The 21,357-nt window shown below is 61.0% G+C and carries 18 protein-coding genes; 5 read left to right on the forward strand and 13 right to left on the reverse strand.

Features of this window, described 5'->3' with window-relative positions; genetic code table 11:
- Positions 1-33: 33 nt before the first annotated feature.
- A complete protein-coding gene (locus tag ACOOFO_RS13090) occupies positions 34-750 on the forward strand; it encodes a class I SAM-dependent methyltransferase (RefSeq protein WP_420427194.1) in 717 nt (238 codons plus the stop codon).
- A 31-nt stretch (positions 751-781) separates the two neighbouring features.
- On the opposite strand, the gene ACOOFO_RS13095 is transcribed toward ACOOFO_RS13090, so the two are convergent.
- From ACOOFO_RS13095 to guaA, 11 genes are all read right to left on the reverse strand, one after another.
- The gene (locus ACOOFO_RS13095) at positions 782-1,621 is read right to left on the reverse strand and encodes a class I SAM-dependent methyltransferase (protein WP_420429780.1); all 840 of its coding nucleotides are present in this window, start codon (positions 1,619-1,621) and stop codon (positions 782-784) included.
- Between the two features lie 90 nt (positions 1,622-1,711).
- Positions 1,712-3,010 carry an alpha/beta hydrolase gene (locus ACOOFO_RS13100; protein WP_420427195.1) on the reverse strand — a complete coding sequence of 433 codons (1,299 nt, stop codon included), beginning with the start codon at positions 3,008-3,010 and terminating at the stop codon, positions 1,712-1,714.
- A complete protein-coding gene (locus ACOOFO_RS13105; protein WP_420427196.1) occupies positions 3,010-4,017 on the reverse strand; it encodes a hypothetical protein in 1,008 nt (335 codons plus the stop codon). The genes ACOOFO_RS13100 and ACOOFO_RS13105 overlap by 1 nt, the downstream gene beginning before the upstream one ends.
- The gene (locus ACOOFO_RS13110; RefSeq protein WP_420427197.1) at positions 4,017-5,351 is read right to left on the reverse strand and encodes a lipopolysaccharide biosynthesis protein; all 1,335 of its coding nucleotides are present in this window, start codon (positions 5,349-5,351) and stop codon (positions 4,017-4,019) included. Before ACOOFO_RS13110 ends, ACOOFO_RS13105 begins: the two co-directional genes overlap by 1 nt.
- Positions 5,352-5,477: 126 nt before the next feature.
- Positions 5,478-6,377: a glycosyltransferase family 4 protein gene (locus ACOOFO_RS13115; protein ID WP_420427198.1), complete on the reverse strand. Its 900-nt coding sequence runs from the start codon at positions 6,375-6,377 to the stop codon at positions 5,478-5,480.
- A 206-nt stretch (positions 6,378-6,583) separates the two neighbouring features.
- Positions 6,584-8,449 (reverse strand): asparagine synthase (glutamine-hydrolyzing), encoded by a 1,866-nt coding sequence (gene asnB / locus ACOOFO_RS13120; protein WP_420427199.1) that lies wholly within the window; start codon positions 8,447-8,449, stop codon positions 6,584-6,586.
- Between the two features lies 1 nt (position 8,450).
- Positions 8,451-9,602, reverse strand: coding sequence for a glycosyltransferase family 4 protein (locus tag ACOOFO_RS13125; RefSeq protein ID WP_420427200.1), 1,152 nt, complete (start codon positions 9,600-9,602; stop codon positions 8,451-8,453).
- A gap of 117 nt (positions 9,603-9,719) precedes the next feature.
- Positions 9,720-10,613: a glycosyltransferase family 2 protein gene (locus ACOOFO_RS13130; protein WP_420427201.1), complete on the reverse strand. Its 894-nt coding sequence runs from the start codon at positions 10,611-10,613 to the stop codon at positions 9,720-9,722.
- A gap of 43 nt (positions 10,614-10,656) precedes the next feature.
- Positions 10,657-12,546 carry a tetratricopeptide repeat protein gene (locus ACOOFO_RS13135; RefSeq protein WP_420427202.1) on the reverse strand — a complete coding sequence of 630 codons (1,890 nt, stop codon included), beginning with the start codon at positions 12,544-12,546 and terminating at the stop codon, positions 10,657-10,659.
- A gap of 125 nt (positions 12,547-12,671) precedes the next feature.
- Positions 12,672-13,121, reverse strand: coding sequence for a pilin (locus ACOOFO_RS13140; RefSeq protein WP_420427203.1), 450 nt, complete (start codon positions 13,119-13,121; stop codon positions 12,672-12,674).
- A gap of 339 nt (positions 13,122-13,460) precedes the next feature.
- On the reverse strand, positions 13,461-15,035 hold the full coding sequence (gene guaA, locus ACOOFO_RS13145; RefSeq protein WP_420427204.1) for a glutamine-hydrolyzing GMP synthase: 1,575 nt from the start codon (positions 15,033-15,035) through the stop codon (positions 13,461-13,463).
- Between the two features lie 382 nt (positions 15,036-15,417).
- On the opposite strand from guaA, the gene ACOOFO_RS13150 reads away from it, so the two are divergent.
- Positions 15,418-15,651, forward strand: coding sequence for a CopG family transcriptional regulator (locus ACOOFO_RS13150; RefSeq protein ID WP_420427205.1), 234 nt, complete (start codon positions 15,418-15,420; stop codon positions 15,649-15,651).
- Positions 15,638-15,901, forward strand: coding sequence for a type II toxin-antitoxin system RelE family toxin (locus tag ACOOFO_RS13155; protein WP_420427206.1), 264 nt, complete (start codon positions 15,638-15,640; stop codon positions 15,899-15,901). The genes ACOOFO_RS13150 and ACOOFO_RS13155 overlap by 14 nt, the downstream gene beginning before the upstream one ends.
- A gap of 45 nt (positions 15,902-15,946) precedes the next feature.
- Here ACOOFO_RS13155 and guaB read toward each other — a convergent pair whose 3' ends face one another.
- Positions 15,947-17,425, reverse strand: coding sequence for an IMP dehydrogenase (gene guaB, locus ACOOFO_RS13160; RefSeq protein WP_420427207.1), 1,479 nt, complete (start codon positions 17,423-17,425; stop codon positions 15,947-15,949).
- A gap of 60 nt (positions 17,426-17,485) precedes the next feature.
- On the opposite strand from guaB, the gene xseA reads away from it, so the two are divergent.
- Complete coding sequence (gene xseA / locus ACOOFO_RS13165; protein ID WP_420427208.1) at positions 17,486-19,066, forward strand: exodeoxyribonuclease VII large subunit; 1,581 nt, start codon at positions 17,486-17,488, stop codon at positions 19,064-19,066.
- On the forward strand, positions 19,063-19,926 hold the full coding sequence (locus tag ACOOFO_RS13170) for an NAD(P)H-binding protein (RefSeq protein WP_420427209.1): 864 nt from the start codon (positions 19,063-19,065) through the stop codon (positions 19,924-19,926). Before xseA ends, ACOOFO_RS13170 begins: the two co-directional genes overlap by 4 nt.
- An 18-nt stretch (positions 19,927-19,944) precedes the next feature.
- Here the strand turns inward: ACOOFO_RS13170 and der are convergent, their stop codons facing one another.
- Entirely contained in the window at positions 19,945-21,351 is a 1,407-nt protein-coding gene (gene der / locus ACOOFO_RS13175; protein ID WP_420427210.1) for a ribosome biogenesis GTPase Der, read from the reverse strand.
- Positions 21,352-21,357: the final 6 nt, after the last annotated feature.

Raw genomic sequence — 21,357 nt, forward strand, 5'->3', positions numbered from 1 at the left:
CAGCTGAGCCCACCGCAGACTGGCAAGCACACCATGGATGAGCAGATGTACTACCTCCCAGAGGGCTACGCGGCTAACCCCGCACGCCCGGAGGATGAAGCCACGGCGGCATCCCTTTACTGGACGCGCTCAAGGCTGCGTCACGCCAGGGACTACCAAGCCGGGGTCTATGACCTTGCGCAGGCTCTGCTCCCGGACGGCTCTGATGTGTGCCTGATTGATGTCGGTTGCGGACCCGGGGTGAAGCTCTCCCGTATCGCACAAAAGCGACCCGCTGCGCGCATCGTTGGAATAGATCGTTCGTCGACCGCCACGTACTGCCGCGAAAAGCACCGCTTCGGCGAATGGGTGGCTGCCGATCTGAACGACCCCACAAGCGCCGGCGAGCTGCGCGGTGATGTCGTGGTCTGCGCCGATGTCATCGAACACCTCGAGCATCCAGAGCGACTTCTGCAATTCCTGCGTCAGGTCACCAAACCGCAAGGCTGTATCGTCATTTCTACGCCTGAGCGAAAGTTGATGCATGGGCCGGAGTGCCGCACCAGCCCGAATCCCGAGCACGTCCGCGAATGGACCAAGAGCGAATTCCAGGCCTTTGTGCAGTCCCAGGGTTTCGTGGTCCGGTCCTCAGCGGTGCAGCTCCCGATGCGCGCCAGGCCTTCCGCACTGTTCGTCGACTATCTCTTGGCAAGACTTCGCAAGGGAAGGCCACTGCGTACCAGCCAGGTCCACGTCCTGCACCCAAACTAGCGGAATGCCCGCTAGTGCAAAACCGATCCGGTCAATGATCGAATTCGAGCCTTGCCCCCGAGTCAACGGAAGTCGCGAGCTCGGCGCTGACGAAAGTCGCAAGACCCGCATTGATTAGCCCGCGTGCGTAGCGACGACCATGTGACCAACGCAATGGCGCGATATGGTCAAGTTTCGGGTTGTCCGCAGTGCAGAACTCGCAACTCATGCCATGTGCACGAAAGGCAGCGGCGATTTCCGCATTTGACCGATAGAAGGTTTTGTCGCAACTGTATCGGTAGTACGTATCCACGCGCGCCTTCAGCGCGGCCCCATCCATTTCCTGCCACTTCGACTCGATACCGAGGGCAGACCACAGGTAGATAAGCGTCCGTCGCATTCGGTTCTTGGGTAGCCAGTGGACGACCGGCATCCGCAAGTGTGCCTCGCGTATGTGCCAACGCGGCGGAAAGATATGTAGGCCCGCGCCACCGCTGCGCGTCAGTCGGGCGATTTCAGAAACAATTGCTGGCAAGTCTCGAACATGCTCCAACACCTGATTGGAGAATACGAAATCGAAGCGGTTCTCGGCGAACGGGGTGTGCGCGTCGCGATCAATCACGTTCAGCACATCTCCGGGATATCCCATTCTCCCGAGCAGCTGCATCCCATTCGATACAGCAGCCTCGTCAGGGTCGACCCCAAAGGCCGAGAACCCGAGCCTACGAAGCGCGGCGACCATCCGCCCCCGACCACAGCCCCAATCGAGCACCTGAATCTGATGCGGTGACTTTCCGCATGCCTGTGCAAAACTCGTCAGCCTAGTGAGAACGTGCTCGTTCGGCGTAAATGCGTCTAGTTCGTCCGGTGTCAGAGGCCGATTCTTTGACATCGTCAAGTTTTAATTCTATAGGGTACGGGCGTGCTGTGTTTTAAACGCATTATTGCATGCCATTTTGCAGAACAAAGCTAATCCGCAATGTTACTCAATCACATCGAGCCAACCATCGAGTGTGAACGTCGGTAATCCTTGTTCGCTCTCTGTCAATACTTGCAAGACGGTGGGACTAAGGTAGTTTATTTTTCCGGCAACCAAAACAGCTCCACGGAGATGCAACTCTGTATCGTATAGGCTCTCGAACTGTATTCCTTGTCCATCAGCCCAGTCACCAAAATTCACAGTTTTGGAAAGCGGCAGCTCGCGCGCCCCATCACCTCTAGGCTTAGTCTGATCGAGAATCCACGCAACCCCCTTCGGATGGGCGGGATAAGGCCTATGCCCCCCCCCATTAATCAACCAAGAATCGATACTCCAAGACCGACTGAACGCGGCTTGCATCGGTTTAACTGACTCGACTAAACCTTGCAAGTCTCGCCACACCGCCCTTTCTTCCTTCTTATCAATAACAATGTCAGCTTCTCCGTTAAGGATGAGTATGTTGCTATGCGGGGCAGAAAGAGCAATGAATTGCATCCAACTCACTTGTTCGCGCATCTGCCGAATTGGTTCACGCGTGCATTGCTTGCCAATTGATTCAAAGTGTGCCCCGTACCCCCATCCGCTAATAAGTGCGAAACCAATCCTTGGCTCGAGCGCTGCCAACCACGCCGCTACTGCGCCGCCCAGAGAATTGCCCACAACACCAATGCGGCTAGGATCAATGTCTTCACGACTGCTCAAGAAGTCCACACCACGCATTGTGTCCAACACCAGTTTACCCATTATTGACCTGCCTGCGTCAGCTGCCCGCCGGTGAACCTGCGCGCCATCGTGGTCACGAGTTCCAATCAAACCGCGGATATGGCGCTCCTCCTCGCCAATGGGGTCTCCTGCCAGCACCGCGATTCCAAGTCTTGCGTAAAGTTGCGCGATATATTGATATGACGCATGGCTTTTGCTTGCTCCATGGCCATATGCTAGTACTACTGCTGGCATTAGACCGCGCGGCTTGGCTGGTCGGTACAGCAATGCGGGCATTTTTGAGCCTTGCTCTAAGGTGTAAACCCACTTCTCGATTACCAACCCGTCGCGTTCAATGGAGCCACGATCCTGTGGGTGGAGATTGACGCGACTTCCATGATCTGGAATACCGAGTAAACTCGATAGCCTCACACGTACATCAGTTTTCCACTCCGCAAACTCCTGAGGTGCGGCGATAGGATCAGGTATCGATGTCCGTCCCTCAGTCGCCGACGAATACAAAAAAAGAACGACAAGAACAACCGGTCCAATTGGCGAATAGCGACTGGTAAATTTGGATGTAATGATCACAGGGAACATCAGAGCCTTATACCCCAGCTTTCGCAGACCATTTGTCGATCCTCCGAGAATGCCTCTCCGATCGCCTGTGATTGAAAAGGTGTCAAGCGCTCCACTTCGACTCCATCTGATACTCGAACCCGTTCGAGAAGCGAATACAAAGTGCGAGTACCGGGGACCTGCCTTAACGATGAAGTTAGCCCCGGAATGCGGCGTGACGCGGCTGCGAGATAAGCCCCCAGACCAAGACCGGCTGAACGGTAGCCGCTTTCGGTGCGATGCCTTGCATTATTTCGCGAAATTGTCCTCTGCGACACTTCGTGAGTGATTCCCGTCAACCGCCCAAGGTCACCGATGAATGCATTCATATCTCGACAAACATCAGGAAAACCATAGGCGTGAATCCTGTGGTAACCGAAGGCATCGCCGTAGGCATCCAGGACGCTCGAGAACTGGAACATCTGAGCATGGCAGCCAACTCCACCGATAATCCCCTCAATGAATTTATCCATCGATGCGTAGCGGCTCTCGTTGGCGTGCACGGGGGTGGCTTTGTGTTGCAGAAAGTACGCTTGCGCCAACTCCGCGTGGTCCCTCAATACAACCACAATGCGCACGTCGAAACCCTCGAGTACGCTGCGGAGGCGTTGCGCTGACCTGTGTGGCCAGATGGCCAAGTCGCGCCACAGCGTCGAATACCCTCCCATTGTGAAATGCTCACTAGAGATCACGATGGGATGCCCGGCCTTGTCCCGTGTCGACATGGAATGCAACAGCTGGTTGCAATGCTTGGCTTGCGCCAAGGCAGCGTCATCATCGGCCAGATACACCGCGTCTCGAAGGCTGTCCGAGAGGCCAGCAAAATCGAATGGATGAGACTGGGTCTGAAAGACACCCAGGTAATCGACCCAGCCAGCACTGTGCCATGGAAGAAAGGCTTGTTGCTGAAGCGTGGTTGTGGCGGTTTTCGGATAGCCAATATGCAGGAGCACCTTCTGCGCGGCTCCGCCTTCTAGTTCGCTCTTCATCACGGATCGATATTGGTTTCACCACCGCGGGAAGTGGCTGGACCAATCAAAGGCATCGCAAGCGGTGAACAATTGCAATGCAGGTGCCGACGAGCAAACCACCACCCGAGCATATGGGGAATGGGCATGGTTGCCGCCGTGGCCAGGGCTGCGCCATTCATTCCGAACTGCGGAATCAGGACGATATTCAGCCCTACATTGATCACTGCGGCGAGCACCCCAAAGCGGACGAACTGTCGCTCAAAACCTGCCATGACAAGTAACACTCCGCTGGCACCGAACAGAGCCCCCAAGACATGACCGGCACCAAGAACCACGAGCGGCAAGTAAGCGGCGCCAAAACCCGAGCCAAACAGCTGTGGCAATAACTGCTGCCCAGCCGTGACGAGTGCTATCAGCACAGCACATGCAAAGACCAGGTTGATACGAGCGAACCACACGACATTCCACTGCAATGCTTCGAAAGCCTGATCACGGTACAAGGCTGCAAACCGTGGTTGCACGACGAGCTTCGTGGCATGCAGCCCAAATGCCACGAGAAGCGACACTTGCACCGCGACGCGATAGAAACCAACCTCCTGCGTGCCTACGAACAGCCCGACCAGAAAGGTATCTGCCTGCGTGTTGATCAGGTGCATCGAATTGATAAGGCTGATGGGAACGACGGCGGCTAGCCATTCCCGCCCACGGGATTCGGGGACCACGCAGCGCGCCCCGTAGGGGCGCGCCACCCGTAGCAATGCGAAACTCGACACTGCAGCAAGGCAGGCGGCAGCAACAAATACCGCGATCGCTTGAAGGGCTGTGAACTGCCCGGAAGCGATGGCCATTGTCATGATCGCGAGCAGCATCAGCTGGCTTGCAGGTCGAATCAGTGACTCGGGAATCTGGCCGCGGATCACGTAGCCAGCGCCCCTCAATGCGCCGCCGTTGATCTCAGCAAACACCATGGCGGGTATTAGGGGTAGCGCGCATAGCAACAGGATCCGTGTCTCCGTAGTGAAAGACCCTGCGAATGCTGACAACACCCAAGCGGTGATGCCGACGACGAGGAGCGAGATCATCAATGCAAGCCGAATTGCCCAGCGCCACACGCCTTCCTGCACCGGCCAATGCGCGGGATCCATCGAAGTCGCCGTTTCGCGAGTGACAATCTGGGGTAATCCCGCACGACAAGGCAGCGCCAGCAGCATGATGATCACCAGTGTATAGGTGTAGGCGCCGAATGCCTCAGCGCCCAGTTCACGGGCCAGCAGTACCGTGATCGCGAATCCCAGGCCCTGGAATGCGGCCCGTACCATCGCGCTGGCTGCACTGGCATGCACAAGGTTCATTGAATCTTCAGCGATCCTCTTAGCAAGACCCAGCAGCGGCTATCCGATTCGCCGGCCAAGTCTGGACACTTTGCGGGACGCCAAGCCATGCGAAGTTGGTTTTGGCCTGCGCGCGTGCCCCGCCCTCTAACCATCCATGACCTCGCCCTTTTGATATTCCCGGCTGTCCAGAATCTCCTCGCAGGCACGCGCCTCCCAATCAAAAGCGAGCCGCTGCACCAGTGACTGGGCCTGCAGCGCCAATCGCTGGTAGCGTTCTTGGCTATGGGCGATCCGGGAAATGGCCTCCGCCCAGGCGAACGCCTCCGACCCCTTTACGAGAAACTCGTCGGGCAACCATTCCCGATGCTCGGGAAGGTCGCTGGCAAGCAGCGGCAGTCCGGCGCTCAAGGCTTCGAGCATGGCGTTCGAATGGCCTTCATGCTCCGAGGGGTGTAGCAGCAGGTGGACGCTGCTCCATATGGCTTCAGGTGGACACCATCCCGCAAACTCGACCTGACCGGATGCCACCAGATCTGCCGCCTTGCAACGAAGCGCCTCCTCGCTAGGACCGGCACCAAAAATCCTCAGTCGAAGGTCTGCATCACGGAGCAATCGCACGGCTTCGACCGCAAGATCGACGCGCTTGCGGCTTTCCAAGACGCCAACCACCGCCAGCACCATCGCGCCGCCCGAGTAAGGGGCTCCCTCAACACTCTGCGGTGGCGGCTCGTTGGGCATGACCAGGGCAAATCTCGGGCGCACACACTGGTTCCGTGCAAGAACCTGACCCAGCAGTGTCTCTGAGACTGCGACAGCACGCCCGTGCCACAGAGCAGCACTCTCCAGCACCCGCTCCAGTCTCAGCACCAGTGACGGCACACCGTTGATCTGATTGTTGCGCCGAGTATCCGCTCGCAGAAACAGCGTATAAGGCAGGCGAAGGATCAGTCGAAGCGGCAGCAACATGGCGCCGTAGTTGATGCTGAAGGCAAAGGCGTGCGTCACCCGGTAGCGAAGCCCCAGATAGAGCAATTGCCAAGGCATGGCCAAGTGCAGCCATGCCCAGAAGAGAGCGCCTCGTTCAGGCCAGTTCTCAGGCCACCAGAAGCGATGCCAATGACAGTTGGGGTGCTCGATGGGAAAGCGACGCACGGCGGCATAGTGCACGGTGCAGCCGCGCGCCAGCAAAGCCTCGATGGCCCGAAACAGCCGCTTGCACAAGCCGCCGGGCTTGGGCATGTAATAGGCGGTCAGGACCGCGGGCGGGCGCCGTTGCTCTTCCACAGCAGGTAGTTGTAGACGTTCCAGAGGCGGAACCCGTGATCGCGCTTGCCCGATCGATGATCTCGAAGATATGCGTCGAAGCCAGCCGACTCGACCGGCGCGTCACACGTGCTCAGTAGATCGCTCAAATGGGCTCCCAAGTCGGATCGAAACCATTCGTGAATCGGTACGCCGAACCCCTGCTTGCGTCTCTCCCAGATCGACGGAGGAATCGTGCTTCCCAGCGCAGCCCGCAGCAGCTGCTTACCTTTCATGCCTCGACGGTGCCAGGTTGCGGGTACGGAAAAAGCCATCTCGACGAGATGACTATCCAAGAAAGGACAGCGTACCTCGAGGGAATGGGCCATTGACGTACGGTCGACCTTCACGAGGATGTCCTGCGGCAGGTAGACGAGCGCATCGGCGTACATCAGTTCGAGCAGATCATCAGCACAGGCTGCGCGCTCGAAAGGTGGAGGCTTGTGGCCATGATCCTGCAATTGCGGGAAGAGTCGTCGCGCGTGTGCAGGTGGAAAGAGGTGGTTGGCGATGTAGGGCGTTTCGGCGCCGTGCCTGTCGACGACGTCCTGGAAGAGATGTGCCTTTTTGAGCAGACTGCGACTGTGATGTGTCATGGGTTCTGGAAGCGAACGTATCACCCGGCCCACACCGCGGCGCGCTGTGGCAGGGAGGGATGTGTACCACCGCAGCAACGTACGCGCGTGATAGCGCTCATAACCACAGAACAATTCGTCGCCACCGTCCCCTGACAACGCGACTTTGACGTACTCAGCAGCGACCTGCGACACGAGTCCTGTGGGCAACAGCGACGGGTCCGCAAAGGGCTGGCCGACATGCCCCAACACCAGCGCTGTCAATGTCTGGAGATCCCAGCCGGGGAACTCTTGGCAGTGGTGATCCGTGCCCAACGCACCCGCGACGCTCGCGGCATAGCCGCTTTCATCATAGCGAGGATCGGAGAAGGCTATCGTGAAGGACTTGAGCGCACCTCCATGACGCTGGCTCGCGGACGCACAGACGAGCGAGGAGTCCACGCCGCCGGACAGGAAGGCGCCGACCTCCACATCTGCCACCAGGCGACGGTCGACGGCTTCATTGAAGGTGTTCGCGATCTGATCGCGCGCATGCGAAATAGAGCCAGACCAGCCACCGACCTTCAAGGTCCACCATTGCCGCACGCTAGGTGTGTGGTCGCCGCTGTGCCATTCCAGAAAGTGTCCCGGAGGGATTTCTCGAATCCCGCGGTAGAAGGTCCAGCCTGGTAGCGTGAAGCCGTAGCGAAAGTAGTCCGCCGTGCTGTCAAGATCCTCCGACCAGTCGGCATCCGGCGCAATTTGCTCCAATGCACTGAGTTCGGAGGCCGCAGCGAAGACGTCGCCCCATTGTGTGTAGAACAGGGGTTTCTTCCCCATCCGGTCACGCGCAGCCAACAATCGCCCTTCGGATGCGTCCCAGAAGCAAAACCCCCACATGCCTTCCATGCGATGAAGGAAGGCCGCCCCATGAAGCACCAGTCCCGCGAGCAGAACCTCGGTATCGCCGTCGCTCCGGAAAGCCCAATGATCTGCAAGCTGCCTGCGGAGCTCGCGGTAGTTGTAGATCTCACCGTTATACGTCAGGTGATAGCGGCCATCCGTGCTAGCCATCGGCTGTGGGCTACCAGCAAGGTCGATGATCGAGAGACGGCGATGTCCCAAAACGGCCCCATCGACTGACTGCACGCCTTCGCCGTCCGGCCCACGATGCTGCAGTGCGTTCATACCCGCCTTGATACGCCGGCACTGTTCAGCAGGCTCCAGCGCCGGTGCATGGAGAAAGCCCACACCACACATCTCAGTGCGCCCTCACCATCTCGAACAACGCGGTGTATCGCTGCGCACAGCCACTCCAGCTCAGCCGCTCCCGCTCGACCCAGCGTGGACCGGCTGCGGAACAGGCTTTCCACTTCTCGGGAGATTCGAGCAGGTCACGAATGGAAGCCGCCAGCTCTTTTTCATTCCCCACTGGGAAGAGCACGCCCCCAGCTGAATGTTCAAGAATCTCTCGCACTCCGGGAATATCGGAACCCGCGACGGGAACACCTGCTGCCAACGCCTCGACCACCACATTCGGACGTCCCTCAGAGCGAGCGGCGTGCACGAGAAGATCGTGCCCCGCATAGAGTTCGCCCATGCTCTCGGGCGCGCGGGAACCCGTCCACGTGATGCGCGCTGTAACTCCCAGGCGATCAGCCAGTCGAAGCAGCGCCACTTCTTCCGGACCTTCTCCGACGACGGTCAGTGTGTACCCCTCCGGCAATTGGACCAGGGCGCGCAAGATCACGTCGATCTGTTTGCGCTCAATCAGGCTACCGACGGCGAGCAGGCGCCGGCCGTGCAGCCGACTTGATTCCGTTTGGCGCGTGACGGCCACCCCATTGGGAATGAATACCAGCTTGTTCCGTACATCAGGGAAAGTCGCGGTCAACTGCTCCTGCATTGATGCGCTGACCACGACCACCTTTTTGCTGACCTTCAATGCCATCGCCATAATCCAGCGCGAAATCCGGCGTTGTGCTGCACCCGTCACATCATCGCCGCGCAACGTGGTCACAACTGGGAGCCCCCACAACCGACCGGCAAAAGCAGCCGGCAGGGCCGCAATGGCCCAGTTTGCGTGAAGGACATCCGCCCGGCGGCCCTGCTGAAGCAACTTCCATACAAGCCCGCCTAGCAGCAGTGGCACCAATAGCCAAGCCGCCGGAGACTGCCGCAGCTGTACCGGTATGCCGCCAGGCTTGTGGGCCAGCACCTGCAAGGACATTGGCGCGTAGCGGACGGTAACGACATGCTCCGGTCCCAACACTTCAGCAGGCAAGGTCGCGGCTGGCGTTACCACGGTGACCTCGTGCTGCCGCGCGAGCTCACGTAGCAAGCGCGCAACAAAGATTCCGCTTGCGCTGTCCCTCGTCAACGGGTACGACGTTGTCACGCTGAGGATGCGCAATGAGCTCGTTCCTGTGTGGGCTCAGAATCCCGGCCGCAAGACAGAGGTTGGACCACTGCCAAAGTGATGGCGCGCATATCGCTTCGACTCAAGCCAAGGATGCGTCCCGCGAGCCGATCATTCAGAACGACCGCTGCCATCCTGTGACCGTCGTGTTGCGTACAGCAGATTCGTGATTTGTTCTGAAACGAGCCCAATGAGAAAAACCAGTACCGAGGTGATGAGCAGTAACCCCGTCCCGTTGGTAAAGCGCCCCACAGTGGAAAAGGTATAGAGGTAATAACCGACACCGCCCGCAAAGAACAATGCACTGATCGGCAGAAACAGCTTCAGCGGTGAATACAGGGTCCCAACACGAAAAATGATGAGCAGAAAGCGCGCCCCGTCGCGCAGGACCCGGATATGGCTTTTTCCCCCAGCCTTACGCGCTGCAACGTCGACTGGGACGAAGCCCACACTATATCCAGCGCGGAAAAAGGCCATGGTGCTGGTTGTCGGATACGAGAAACCGTTGGGCAGCATGTGCAGGAATTCGCGAAACAACTCGGCACGCACAGCCCGAAAGCCGGACGTCAGATCAGCAACCGGCTGCCCGACGAAGAGACTGGCAAAGCGGTTGTAGACCGCGTTGGCAAGCCATCGGCCCCAGCTCGCTTGGGCATCTTTGCCCCGGGCGCCCACCACAAGGTCGTAACCTGCGTGAAGCTGCTCGAGGAGCTTGGGAATCTCCGAGGGCTGGTGCTGGCCATCGGCATCCATGAGAACCAGAAGAGTGCCTTTTGCCGAGCGTGCGCCGGTCTTGATCGCCGCGCCATTGCCTTTGGAATAAGGATGACGAATGACATCGGCCCCCTCCGCCCGCGCAATGCGAGCCGTGTCATCCGTCGAGCCGTCATCCACAACAAGGATTTGCGCATTCGGGAGCTGGGCACGCAAGGCCGGCAGCAACGACTGCAAGCCGAGGGCTTCGTTCTTCGCCGGGATGATTACGGAAACACGCTCGTACGTCACTGGTACTCCCACTTCGACGTCATCATGGTGCCGATTCAACACGTCACTCTTCGGCGGAACGCGTTGCCGACCGTTGCTTCAGGTCATCGATGAGACGGAACTTCTCTTCGTAGAGAGCCTCTCTCTCGCCGCCGAGCAGACCATCATCCGTCGTGTCTCGTTCCTTCGCCACCTCGAGCGCGCGCCGCGCAATGTCGAAGTTGCCAGTAATCAGGAAGAGATTGCTGAGCCGCAGTGCGGAACTCGCCGAAGGCTTCATATTGTCGACCTTCTGAAAGGATTCCAGGGCACCAAGAGGCTTCCCCTGCTTCAGATAAAGCTCTCCATCAAGAACGAACATGGAGGCAACGCCATTCTTGTGATGCTCACTATTGCCGAGCTCAGGTATCGCACGGATCAGGTCGTGAACCGCATCGGCATGCTGCACGCACTCTGTGGAAAGCAGACGTCCGACCAGGCTCTCCATTGCCGGCCGCAACCCATCGGTCCAGCTGTGCTCGGATATCCGCCGGACCAGCTCTGGTATCTCGAAACGGGGTTGCAACCCGAAGCTACAGGCGATATCGATCGACATCACCGGGATACTGAGATCGCGGGGAAAACGCTCGTACGCCTGGTTCAGCTCTTCCAGCGCCACCAACGGCAATCCCTCCCCTGCCAGAAATTGCGCGTACGTCCGTTGCGCGCGCGGTGAGTCCGGATGCTCAGCGGCCCAAATCGGAATCAGACGCCCCCTGTCCCCCCACTCGTGCGCATGGCCGTAAGTAATGGTCCCGGATATCAAAGCAAGTAGGACGCCGAAGATGGGACCGAACTTCCTGAGATCTTCCCCCACGCGCACCAGTAGCCCATGCCCAAGCACGACGAAGCCGAAAATGGGACCGACAAAGGGCAGATAGTTGCGGTGCTCGAAATAAAGCTCCAGCGCCACCGTGGTGGATTCCAGCAAGTGCCCACCGAGAAACCACAGTACCGAAAAGGCGAGTACTGGGCAGCGTCGACGGTAGATTAGCGCGATTGCTGCTGCGGCCAGCACCCCTATCATCGCCAATGCTGCGACCGGGTTGAGCAGCGATGAATAGATGGGGAAATCGTCGTGAAACAGACCCATCCCATGGACCTGCATCGATACCAAATTCCACAGATAGTCGAAGAGCGCAACCGGCTGCGTCAGCAGGCGCTCGTAGAGCGTGAAGTCCCGAGACTCATAGGAGGGCGCCCACCTGGGAATATAGGCCAGGTAAGCCAGCAGACAGAACGTAGGCAGATGCAGCGCCACCCACTTCCAGAAATGGAGAGAACGGCTGGCCGGAACAGCCGCCAATAGCGTCACCTCGGTCACGAGAAGATAGACCGGCAGGAGAATGCCAGACTCCTTGCTGTAGCTGGCGAGGGCAGCGAACAGCAGCAGCGAGAGACTCATCAGCGCAAGACGCCGCCCCTCGCTCAATGATCGGTTCAGCCTCAGAGCGACATGGACTGCAACACCCATCAATACAAAGAGTGCGGAGAGCTGCGTCATCCGTTGGACCACGTACATGACCGTGGAAACCTGCGCCGGATGCAGTAGCCATAGTGCGGCAACGAAGAGGGCCATCCCGTTGGCTGCCGCTTCGGAACAGCGCTGCCGCAGGAGAAGGCGAGCCAACAGGAACGCCAACAGCCCGCAGAGCAGGTGAATCATCAGATTCACGTGCTTGAATCCTCCTGGATTCGAAGGCCACGCAAAATCATTGATGAGGAAACTCGTCTTCGCCACCGGCCGGCCCAGTGGCCCTGCGTTGCCGGTGCGAAGGTACTGGGTGTACTCGCCCCAGTCTGTGACGCCCCCTTTTAACGCCGATAGATTGTCGAAATCGTCGAGAAGGAAGAATCCAGGAATTGCTGGCTGATAGGCCAGCCATGTGCCGATCAGCGCAAGTGCCAGGCCCACACTAGACCACAGTGATGTGCTGCTAAAAAATTGCGGCAAGCGATTCAAAGCTTTGGCTGTGGAAATAGGTAAGCAAAAACAAAGGCCCCCGTAGCGGGGGCCTTTAGGCAATCGGACACTGCGATTTAATTGCCGCCGCGACAATTAGCCGGGCGATACTTGTCGTCCAGCGTTCCACCCGTACAAATTACACGGACGCCGTTACCGTCACCTTCTACCAAATACTCGAAAGTATCATCCTCAACATCAGTTCCAAGATTGGTGAGCGTGTAGGTCAACAAAGTGCCGGTGCTGCTGGTAGCAAACGCAATAGACTTGACATATTCGCTCTGACCCGCATCAGTATTGATACCAGCTTCATTAGTGGTGGCGGGCATGCTACCTGTCGATAGATAGTACTCGCCTACATTTGTGCGAGCAGCGCTAGCGAGAACCAAGACCTCGCTCACCTTCGAACGGATCGTGTAGTCCTGATAGGCCGGGATCGCGATCGCGGCGAGAATACCGATGATCGCAACCACGATCATCAGCTCGATCAGGGTAAAGCCCTGTTGGCCCTTCTTCACATGTGTCATAGGAATCTCCTTGTGTACTTCAATGCATTGAGGAAGCCGGCAGTGATGGTCCGGTCGACCGAACTCCATTGTGCAAGGCATGTGCCAGTTGCAGAAGAGCCGTTCGCAGGGGCTTCTGCGGCCATTTGTCGGTGTCCGACGCCCTTGCGCTGACAATTCTTCGCAGACAGCTGTCAATAAGTGACGCAAATTGTCAGTTCCTGCCGTCCGGCTAGCCGTCATTCGGCGACCGTGTCCTGCTTGTAGCGAGCGTTGATCCACTTGCGCGGGGCTTAACCCCTTCCTGCAAAAGGCGTTCCAAGGGGGTGCGCAAAGGCCTGCGCCCCGAGCCGCTGCGCGCTACTCCCACTCGATGGTCGCAGGCGGTTTGCCGGAGATGTCGTAGACCACGCGCGAGACGTTGGGCACCTCGTTGACGATGCGGCGGGCGCAGGTGTCTAGCAGTTCGGACGGCAGCGGCGCCCAGCGCGCGGTCATGAAATCCACCGTCTGAACGGCACGCAAGCCAATGATGGGGGCGTAGCGCCGGCCATCGCCGGTGACGCCCACACTGTTCACTGGGATGAACACGGCAAAGGCCTGGCTGACGCGGTCGTACCACTCGGCCTTCCAGAGCTCCTCGATGAAGATGGCATCGGCGCGGCGCAAGGTATCGGCGGCGGCCTTGCTGACCGCGCCGAGAATGCGAACGCCCAGGCCCGGCCCCGGGAAGGGGTGACGCATGATCATCTCGCGCGGCAGACCGAGTTCGAGCCCGATGGCGCGGACTTCGTCCTTGAACAGCTCGCGCAGCGGCTCGACCAGCTTCAGCTTCATGTGCTCCGGCAAGCCGCCCACGTTGTGGTGCGACTTGATGACATGCGCCTTGCCGGTCTTGCCGCCGGCGGACTCGATCACGTCGGGGTAGATCGTCCCCTGCGCGAGGAACTCCACGTCCGTGAGCTTCGCCGCCTCCTCGTCGAAGACCTCGATGAAGGTGCGGCCGATGATCTTGCGCTTGGCCTCGGGATCGGCCTCGTCGGACAGGGCCTCCAGAAAGCGCGCCTCGGCATCGACGCGAATCACGCGCACGCCCAGATGCTGCTCAAAGACCTTCATGACCTGGTCGCCCTCGTGCAGGCGCAGCAGGCCGTTATCGACAAAGACACAGGTGAGTTGGTCTCCGATGGCCTTGTGCAGCAGCGCCGCGACCACCGAGGAGTCCACCCCACCGGAAAGCCCCAGGAGCACGTGGCGATCACCGACCTGGGCCTTCACGCGTGCAGTGAGGTCCTCAACGATATTGGCCGGCGTCCAGTCGCGCCCACAGCCGCAGATGTCGTGCACGAAGCGCTCCAGGATGCGCTTGCCCTGCGGGGTGTGCGTAACCTCGGGGTGGAACTGGAGTCCGTAGTAGCGGCGCGCGGTATCGGCGATGGCGGCGACCGGTACATCGTCGGTGGCAGCAACCCGCGTGAAACCATCCGGCAGCTTGGTGACCTGGTCACCGTGACTCATCCAGACATCCAGCAGCGGCGTTCCGTCGTCGTCGATGGCGTCGTCGATATCGCGCAGCAGCGTGGTTTCGCCGACTTGCCGCACGCGGGCATAGCCGAATTCCTGCACCGCGCCGGGCGCCACTTTGCCGCCTAGTTCGGCGGCCATGGTCTGCATGCCGTAGCAGATGCCGAGGACCGGCACACCCAGTCCCCAGACCGCCTCACCGGCGCGTGGCGCATTCTCAGCCGCCACCGTCTCCGGACCGCCCGAGAGAATGATGCCGCTGGGTGCGAAGGCGCAAATCTCCTCGGCCGTCGTATCCCAGGGGTGCAGTTCGCAGTACACCCCCGCCTCGCGCACGCGTCGTGCGATCAGCTGGGTGTATTGGGAACCAAAGTCAAGAATGAGGATGCGGTGGGCGTGAATATCAGTCATAGTTTCGATCGCTGCAATAGATCAGTCGCGCCATCAACGGCCGCAGTCACTAGGCTCGGCTCCTGCCTCACCAAGTGACCCGGCCCGGACTTCCATGTCCGGGCGCTCCCCGCGCTGCGACATGCCACCGGCATGTCGGTCACGGCTCGCCCAAAGTCAAGAATGAGGATGCGGTGGGCGTGAATATCAGTCATAGTTTCGATCGCTGCAATAGATCAGTCGCGCCATCAACGGCCGCAGTCGCTAGGCTCGGATCACGGCGGGATGCGCAAGGTACCTCAACACGGCCAGCCACGACGAATACGGCGATACCACCGGTACATCTCAAGCATCAAAACGTTTTGGCGTTATGATGACTTAACGCTCTCATCAGGACTGCACCATGTCCGAACCTGCCAAACGATCCACCATCTATTTCGAGCCCCAACTTCACGCCGCACTGCGCCTCAAAGCCGCACAGGACGACCGCAGCCTTTCTGAACTGGTCAACGATGCGGTTCGTGCTGCATTGGCGGAGGATCACGAGGACATTGACACCGCCAGAGCGCGCGCTTCGGAGTCAACCCTAAGCTACGAACAACTGCTCGCGGACCTGAAGGCGCATGGCCGCTTATGAGCTGGTCTTTCGGAAGTCGGCTTCCAAGGAGCTTCGCCGTGTCCCAAAAGTTGATCTTCAACGCATCCTGAGGCGAATTGAGGGCCTTATCGGCAATCTCCGCCCCGCCGAAGCCGAGAAGCTGACTGGATACGACCTATACCGAGTACGGCAAGGCGCGTACCGGATCGTCTACGAAGTTACCGATGACAAGCTCATCGTAACGATCGTGCGAATCGCTCACCGCCGAAACGTGTACCGCCGCCTCTGAAGACACGCTACAGAACCTGCTTCGGCGCAGGCGCGGGAATGGTCTTCACTCCACCCGATAGTTCGGCGCTTCCTTGACGATGGACACATCGTGCACATGGCTCTCGCGCATGCCCGCGGCGCTGATCTTCACAAAGCGGGTCTGCGTCCGCATGCACTCGATGTCGTGGCAGCCGGTATAGCCCATGGAACTGCGCAGGCCGCCCACGAGCTGGTGCACGATGGCCGCCATCGGGCCCTTGTAGGGCACGCGGCCTTCGATACCCTCGGGCACCAGCTTGTCGGGGTCGACCGTGGTGTCCTGGAAGTAGCGGTCCTTGCTGCCCTGGGCCATGGCGCCCATGGAGCCCATGCCGCGATAGGACTTGTAGGAGCGGCCCTGATAGAGCTCCACCTCACCCGGGGCCTCCTCCGTGCCGGCGAGCATCGAGCCGATCATCACCGAGTGCGCGCCGGCGGCAATGGCCTTGGCAAGATCACCGGAATAGCGGATACCCCCGTCGGCGATGAGCGGCACATCACTGCCCTTGAGCGCGGAGGCCACCTGCATGATGGCCGTCACCTGCGGCACGCCAACGCCGGCAACGACGCGCGTCGTGCAGATGGAACCGGGCCCGATGCCCACCTTGACGGCATCGGCACCGGCTTCGACCAGTGCCGTGGCAGCCTCGGCCGTCGCGATATTGCCGCCGATGACCTGCACGGAGGGATAGGCCTTCTTGACCCAGGCGACGCGCTCCAGCACGCCGGCGCTATGGCCATGGGCGGTATCCACCACCACCACGTCCGCGCCAGCCTCGACCAGGGCGGCGACACGGTCCTCGGTATCCCCCGCCGTGCCGACGGCTGCGCCGACGCGCAGGCGGCCATGCTCATCCTTGCAGGCAAAGGGGAAGTCAGTGGACTTCTGGATGTCCTTGACGGTGACCAGGCCGCGCAGCGCGAAGCCGTCACCCACCACCAGCACCTTCTCGATGCGGTGCTCGTGCAGCTTGTGCATGATCTCTTCGCGCGAAGCGTCCTCGCGCACCGTGACCAGCCGCTCCTTGGGCGTCATGACCACCGACACCGGCTCGGAGAAGCGGGTCTCGAAGCGCAGATCGCGGCTGGTGACGATGCCGACCAGCTCCTCGCCGTCGACCACCGGCACGCCGGAAATCTGATGCTTGCGCGTCAGCTCGAGCACTTCGCCAATGGTGAGCTCGGGCGATACTGTGATCGGGTCGACGATGATGCCGGACTCGTATTTCTTGACCCGGCGCACCTCACTGGCCTGCGCCTCGATCGACAGGTTCTTGTGCACGATGCCGACGCCGCCTTCCTGCGCGATGGCGATGGCCAGGCGGGATTCCGTGACGGTGTCCATGGCCGCGGAGAGCAGCGGCACGCGGAGCTCTATGTCACGCGTGAGGCGGGTGCTGATGTCGGCCTTGCGCGGCAGAATGCGCGAATAGGCCGGGACCAACAGCACATCGTCAAAGGTAAGGGCTTCCAGCAGGATGCGCGAGCGATCGTCCTGAGTCATTTCTAGCGGCTGACTGAGCGTGACGTAGTATAACGGCTCCACCCCGGACTCCGCCGCATCGTGAGCAGCACGCGTCAATCACGCAGCTATACCGTCAGCGAAGTGGCCCAGCTGCTGTCGGACACCCTGCGCAGCACCTTTCCCACCATGCGCGTGGTCGGGGAAATCTCGAATTTCTTCCGGGCCCGCTCGGGCCACTGGTATTTCCGCCTGAAGGACGACAAGGCGCAGATCGAGTGCGCCATGTTCGCCGCCGATGCGCGCGGCGTGGCCTTCGCGCCCGCGGACGGTGACGAGGTCGAGATCACCGGCCAGCTTGACTACTACGTGCCCGGCGGCAAGCTGCAGCTGAAGTGCCGACTGATGCAGCGCGCCGGAGAAGGCCGTTTGCTGGCCGCCTTCGAACAGCTCAAGAAGAAGCTGGCGGGCGAAGGCCTGTTCGACGAAGCGCTGAAACGCCCCCTGCCCCGCTTCCCGCGGGCCATCGGCCTCGTCACCTCCAGCGATGCCGCAGCCCTGCGCGATATTCTGACCACGCTGGAACGGCGCTGGCCCATGCCGCCGATCTACCTTCTGCCAGTCCTGGTGCAAGGCGATCAGGCCGCGCCACAGATTGCGGAAGCGCTGCGCCAGCTCCCGCAGCGCGCACCTGATGTCGAGGTCATCGTTCTCGCCCGCGGCGGGGGCTCGATCGAAGATCTCTGGGCCTTCAACGAAGAAATCGTCGCGCGCGCCATCCGCGCCTGTACCGTTCCGGTCATCACGGGCGTCGGGCACGAATCCGATACCACCATCGCCGACTTTGCGGCAGACCTGCGCGCGCCCACGCCTACTGGGGCTGCCGAGCGTGTTGCGCCGGACCAGGCGGCCGTCGCACAGCGGCTTGCCGAGCTGCGCGAGCGGCTGTCCCGTGCCGAGTCCGCCGTGCAGCAGGCGCGACTGCAACAGCTGGATGCGCTGCAGCGCAGACTGCAGCGCGTGTCTCCATCGCAACGCATCGAAACCCTGACACAGCGCAACGACGAACTGCAGACACGTCTGAGTGGGATGGCCCGCCGCCTGCTGGCGCCGCAAGGGCCTGCGTGGCAGGCGGTCACACAACAGCGCGCCCGGCTTGCGCGCGCTGCGCGCGCCGCACTGGAGCACGAAAGCCGACGACTGCAGACCCAGCGCAGCCTCCTGCGCGCGCAGCATCCGCACAAGCGCATCGCTATCGACGCCCCTGCACAGCTCCAGCGGCTGCGTAGCGCCATGGCCCGCACGGTCCAGTCCACGCTGGCGCAGGCGCAGTACCGCGCGCATGATCGCGAGCAGCGCTGGCGAGCCCAGGCGCCATTGCGCCGCTTGCACCACGAGCAGCAGGGCTTGATCCAACTGAAACGCCGCCTGCATCACGCCACCCGCGTGGCTCTGGCCGGCCATCAACAGGCGCTGCAACGGGTACAGGAGCATCTCACCCACCTCGGGCCCCCGGCCACACTGGCGCGCGGCTATGCCATCGTGCAGCGCAGCGACGGTGTCATCCTCCGCGATCCATCCCAGACGCAGCATGGCGACCGATTGCGCCTCCAGCTCGCGCAGGGCAGTCTGCAAGCCATAACGGACAAACAAGAGCCCGAGGGAGGCGATACCAACGCATGATTCTCGTTCTAGGGGCAGGCGGTACCGTGGGTGGCCATCTGTGCCGCGAGCTGGAAGCGCGCGACGTGGAGTTTCGCGCTGCGTATTATTCGTTGGAGAAGCTCGAAGCGGCCCTGGAAGAGGATATGGATGCGGTGGAAGTCGATCTCGCACGGCCGCAGACCCTCCGCGCCGCCATGGAGGACATCGACCGGCTCTTCCTGCTGACGGCCGCAACCCCACGGCTGGCAGAGCTTGAACGCAACGCCATCGCCGCCGCCGCCCGCGCCGAAGTGCGCCAGGTCGTCAAGATTTCGGTGTGGGAGGCGGACCAGCAGGACTACAGCTTCGCGCGCTGGCATGCACCTTCCGAGCAGGCGCTCGCCGATTCCGGCATTGCGCACAGCATCCTGCGCCCCAATGGCTTCATGCAGAGTGCCGCCCAGGGGATGGAGGCCACCGTGCGCGACCACGGCGCCTTCTACACCGCATCGGCCCAGGCACCGATTGCCTATGTGGATGCCCGTGATGTGGCGGCCTGTGCGGCGGCGCTGCTGGTGGACGATCCGCCGGTGCCCGACCGGCGCATCTGGGAACTCAGCGGCGGCGAGGCGTTGACCGCGGCGGAGGTCGCGCAGGCGCTGTCCCGCGCCGTGCACAAGCCGGTCCGCGCGGTGGAAGTCACGACGGAGGTCTACCGCAACGGCCTGCTTGCCGCGGGCCTGCCGGAATGGCTGACCGATGCGCTGGTCGATATGGCGGGTTCGCAGGCCGAGGCCGGCTTCGGGCGTGTCACCGAGGACATCGAAACGCTGACCGGCCGCAAGCCAAGGAGCATGGCGGATTACTTCGAGGAAACGCGCGAAAACTTTCTCGCCTGAGACGGAAGCCTCGCTGGTTCAGCGCTTGACGTGCGACATCAGGCGACGGCGCTTCTTGATCTGCCGCTGCGTCAGCGTGTTCTTGCGCCCCTTGTAGGGGTTGTCGCCGGTGCGCAGGCTGAGCACCACCGGAATGCCGCTGAGGCCGAAGTGCGAGCGGAAGCAGTTGACCAGATAGCGCTTGTAGGACTCGGGCAGACGCTCGGTCTGATTGCCGTGCACCACGATCTGCAGAGGGTTCTTGCCGCCCTGATGCGCAAAGCGCAGCTTGGTTCGCCGTCCTACTGTCGCCGGCGGCTGGTGTCGGGCAACCGCCTCGGATAGCACCCGATTCAGTTCCGGCGTGGACAGATCCGCAGTCACGCTCTCGTGCACCTTTTCCACCCGCTTCATCAGCGATTTCAATCCGGTGCCGCGCGCTGCGGAAATGGTGATGCTGGGGACAAAATCGGTAAAGGGCAGCCGACGCCCGGCCTCACTGCGTACCCGGTCACGGGTTTCCTCGTCGATGGCATCCCATTTGTTGATGGCCAGCACCATGCCGCGTCCGCGCTCGGCCACCAGCCCCATCAGCTTGGCATCCTGCTCGCCGATGTCGCCGTGCGCATCCACCATCATGATCACGACATGCGCGCTGTCGATGGCCTGCAGCGTCTTGATGATCGAGAACTTCTCGATCGCCTCGCGCACGCGCGCGCGTCGCCGCACCCCCGCGGTATCAATGAAGGTGTACTCGGTACCCTCGTGCTCGAAGTCGACCTCGATGGCGTCCCGCGTCGTTCCGGGCATATCCGCGGCCAACAGGCGCGGCTCGCCGATCAGCTTGTTCACCAGGGTTGATTTGCCCACATTGGGCCGACCGACGATGGCCACCCGGATTCGACCATCGTCCTCGTCGAGCTGATCCAGCTCTGCGGCCTCAGGCAGCCCGTCGAGGGCCTCCATCAGCATGCGTGAGACGCCGTGGCCATGCTCGGAGGAAATCTTGAGCGGCTCGCCCAGGCCCAGCTCATGGAATTCCCAGGCTGCCGTCTCGCTGATGCCATCCAGCTTGTTGACGACCGGAATGACCGGCTTGCCCTCGCGGCGCAGGAAATCGGCAATGGCGCGATCATCGGCCGTGACGCCGCTGCGGGCATCCAGCAGCAGCAGCACGCGATCCGCCTCATCGATGGCGATACGGGCCTGCGATTCGGCCAAAGCGGCCAGCGGATCGCTGTCGTCCGGCATCAGACCGCCGGTATCCACCACGATGAAGCGCCAGTCGGCATGCGCGGCGACACCGTACTGCCGGTCGCGCGTCAGTCCAGCAAAGTCCGCCACCAGCGCATTGCGCGTGCCGGTCAGGCGATTGAACAGCGTGGATTTGCCGACGTTCGGGCGGCCGACCAGTGCCAGCGTGGGGAGCCCGGCACGGGTGCGCACCGTGGG

Origin of the sequence: Algiphilus sp. (assembly GCF_965216485.1) — a bacterium.
In the GTDB taxonomy this organism is placed as follows: domain Bacteria; phylum Pseudomonadota; class Gammaproteobacteria; order Nevskiales; family Nevskiaceae; genus Algiphilus.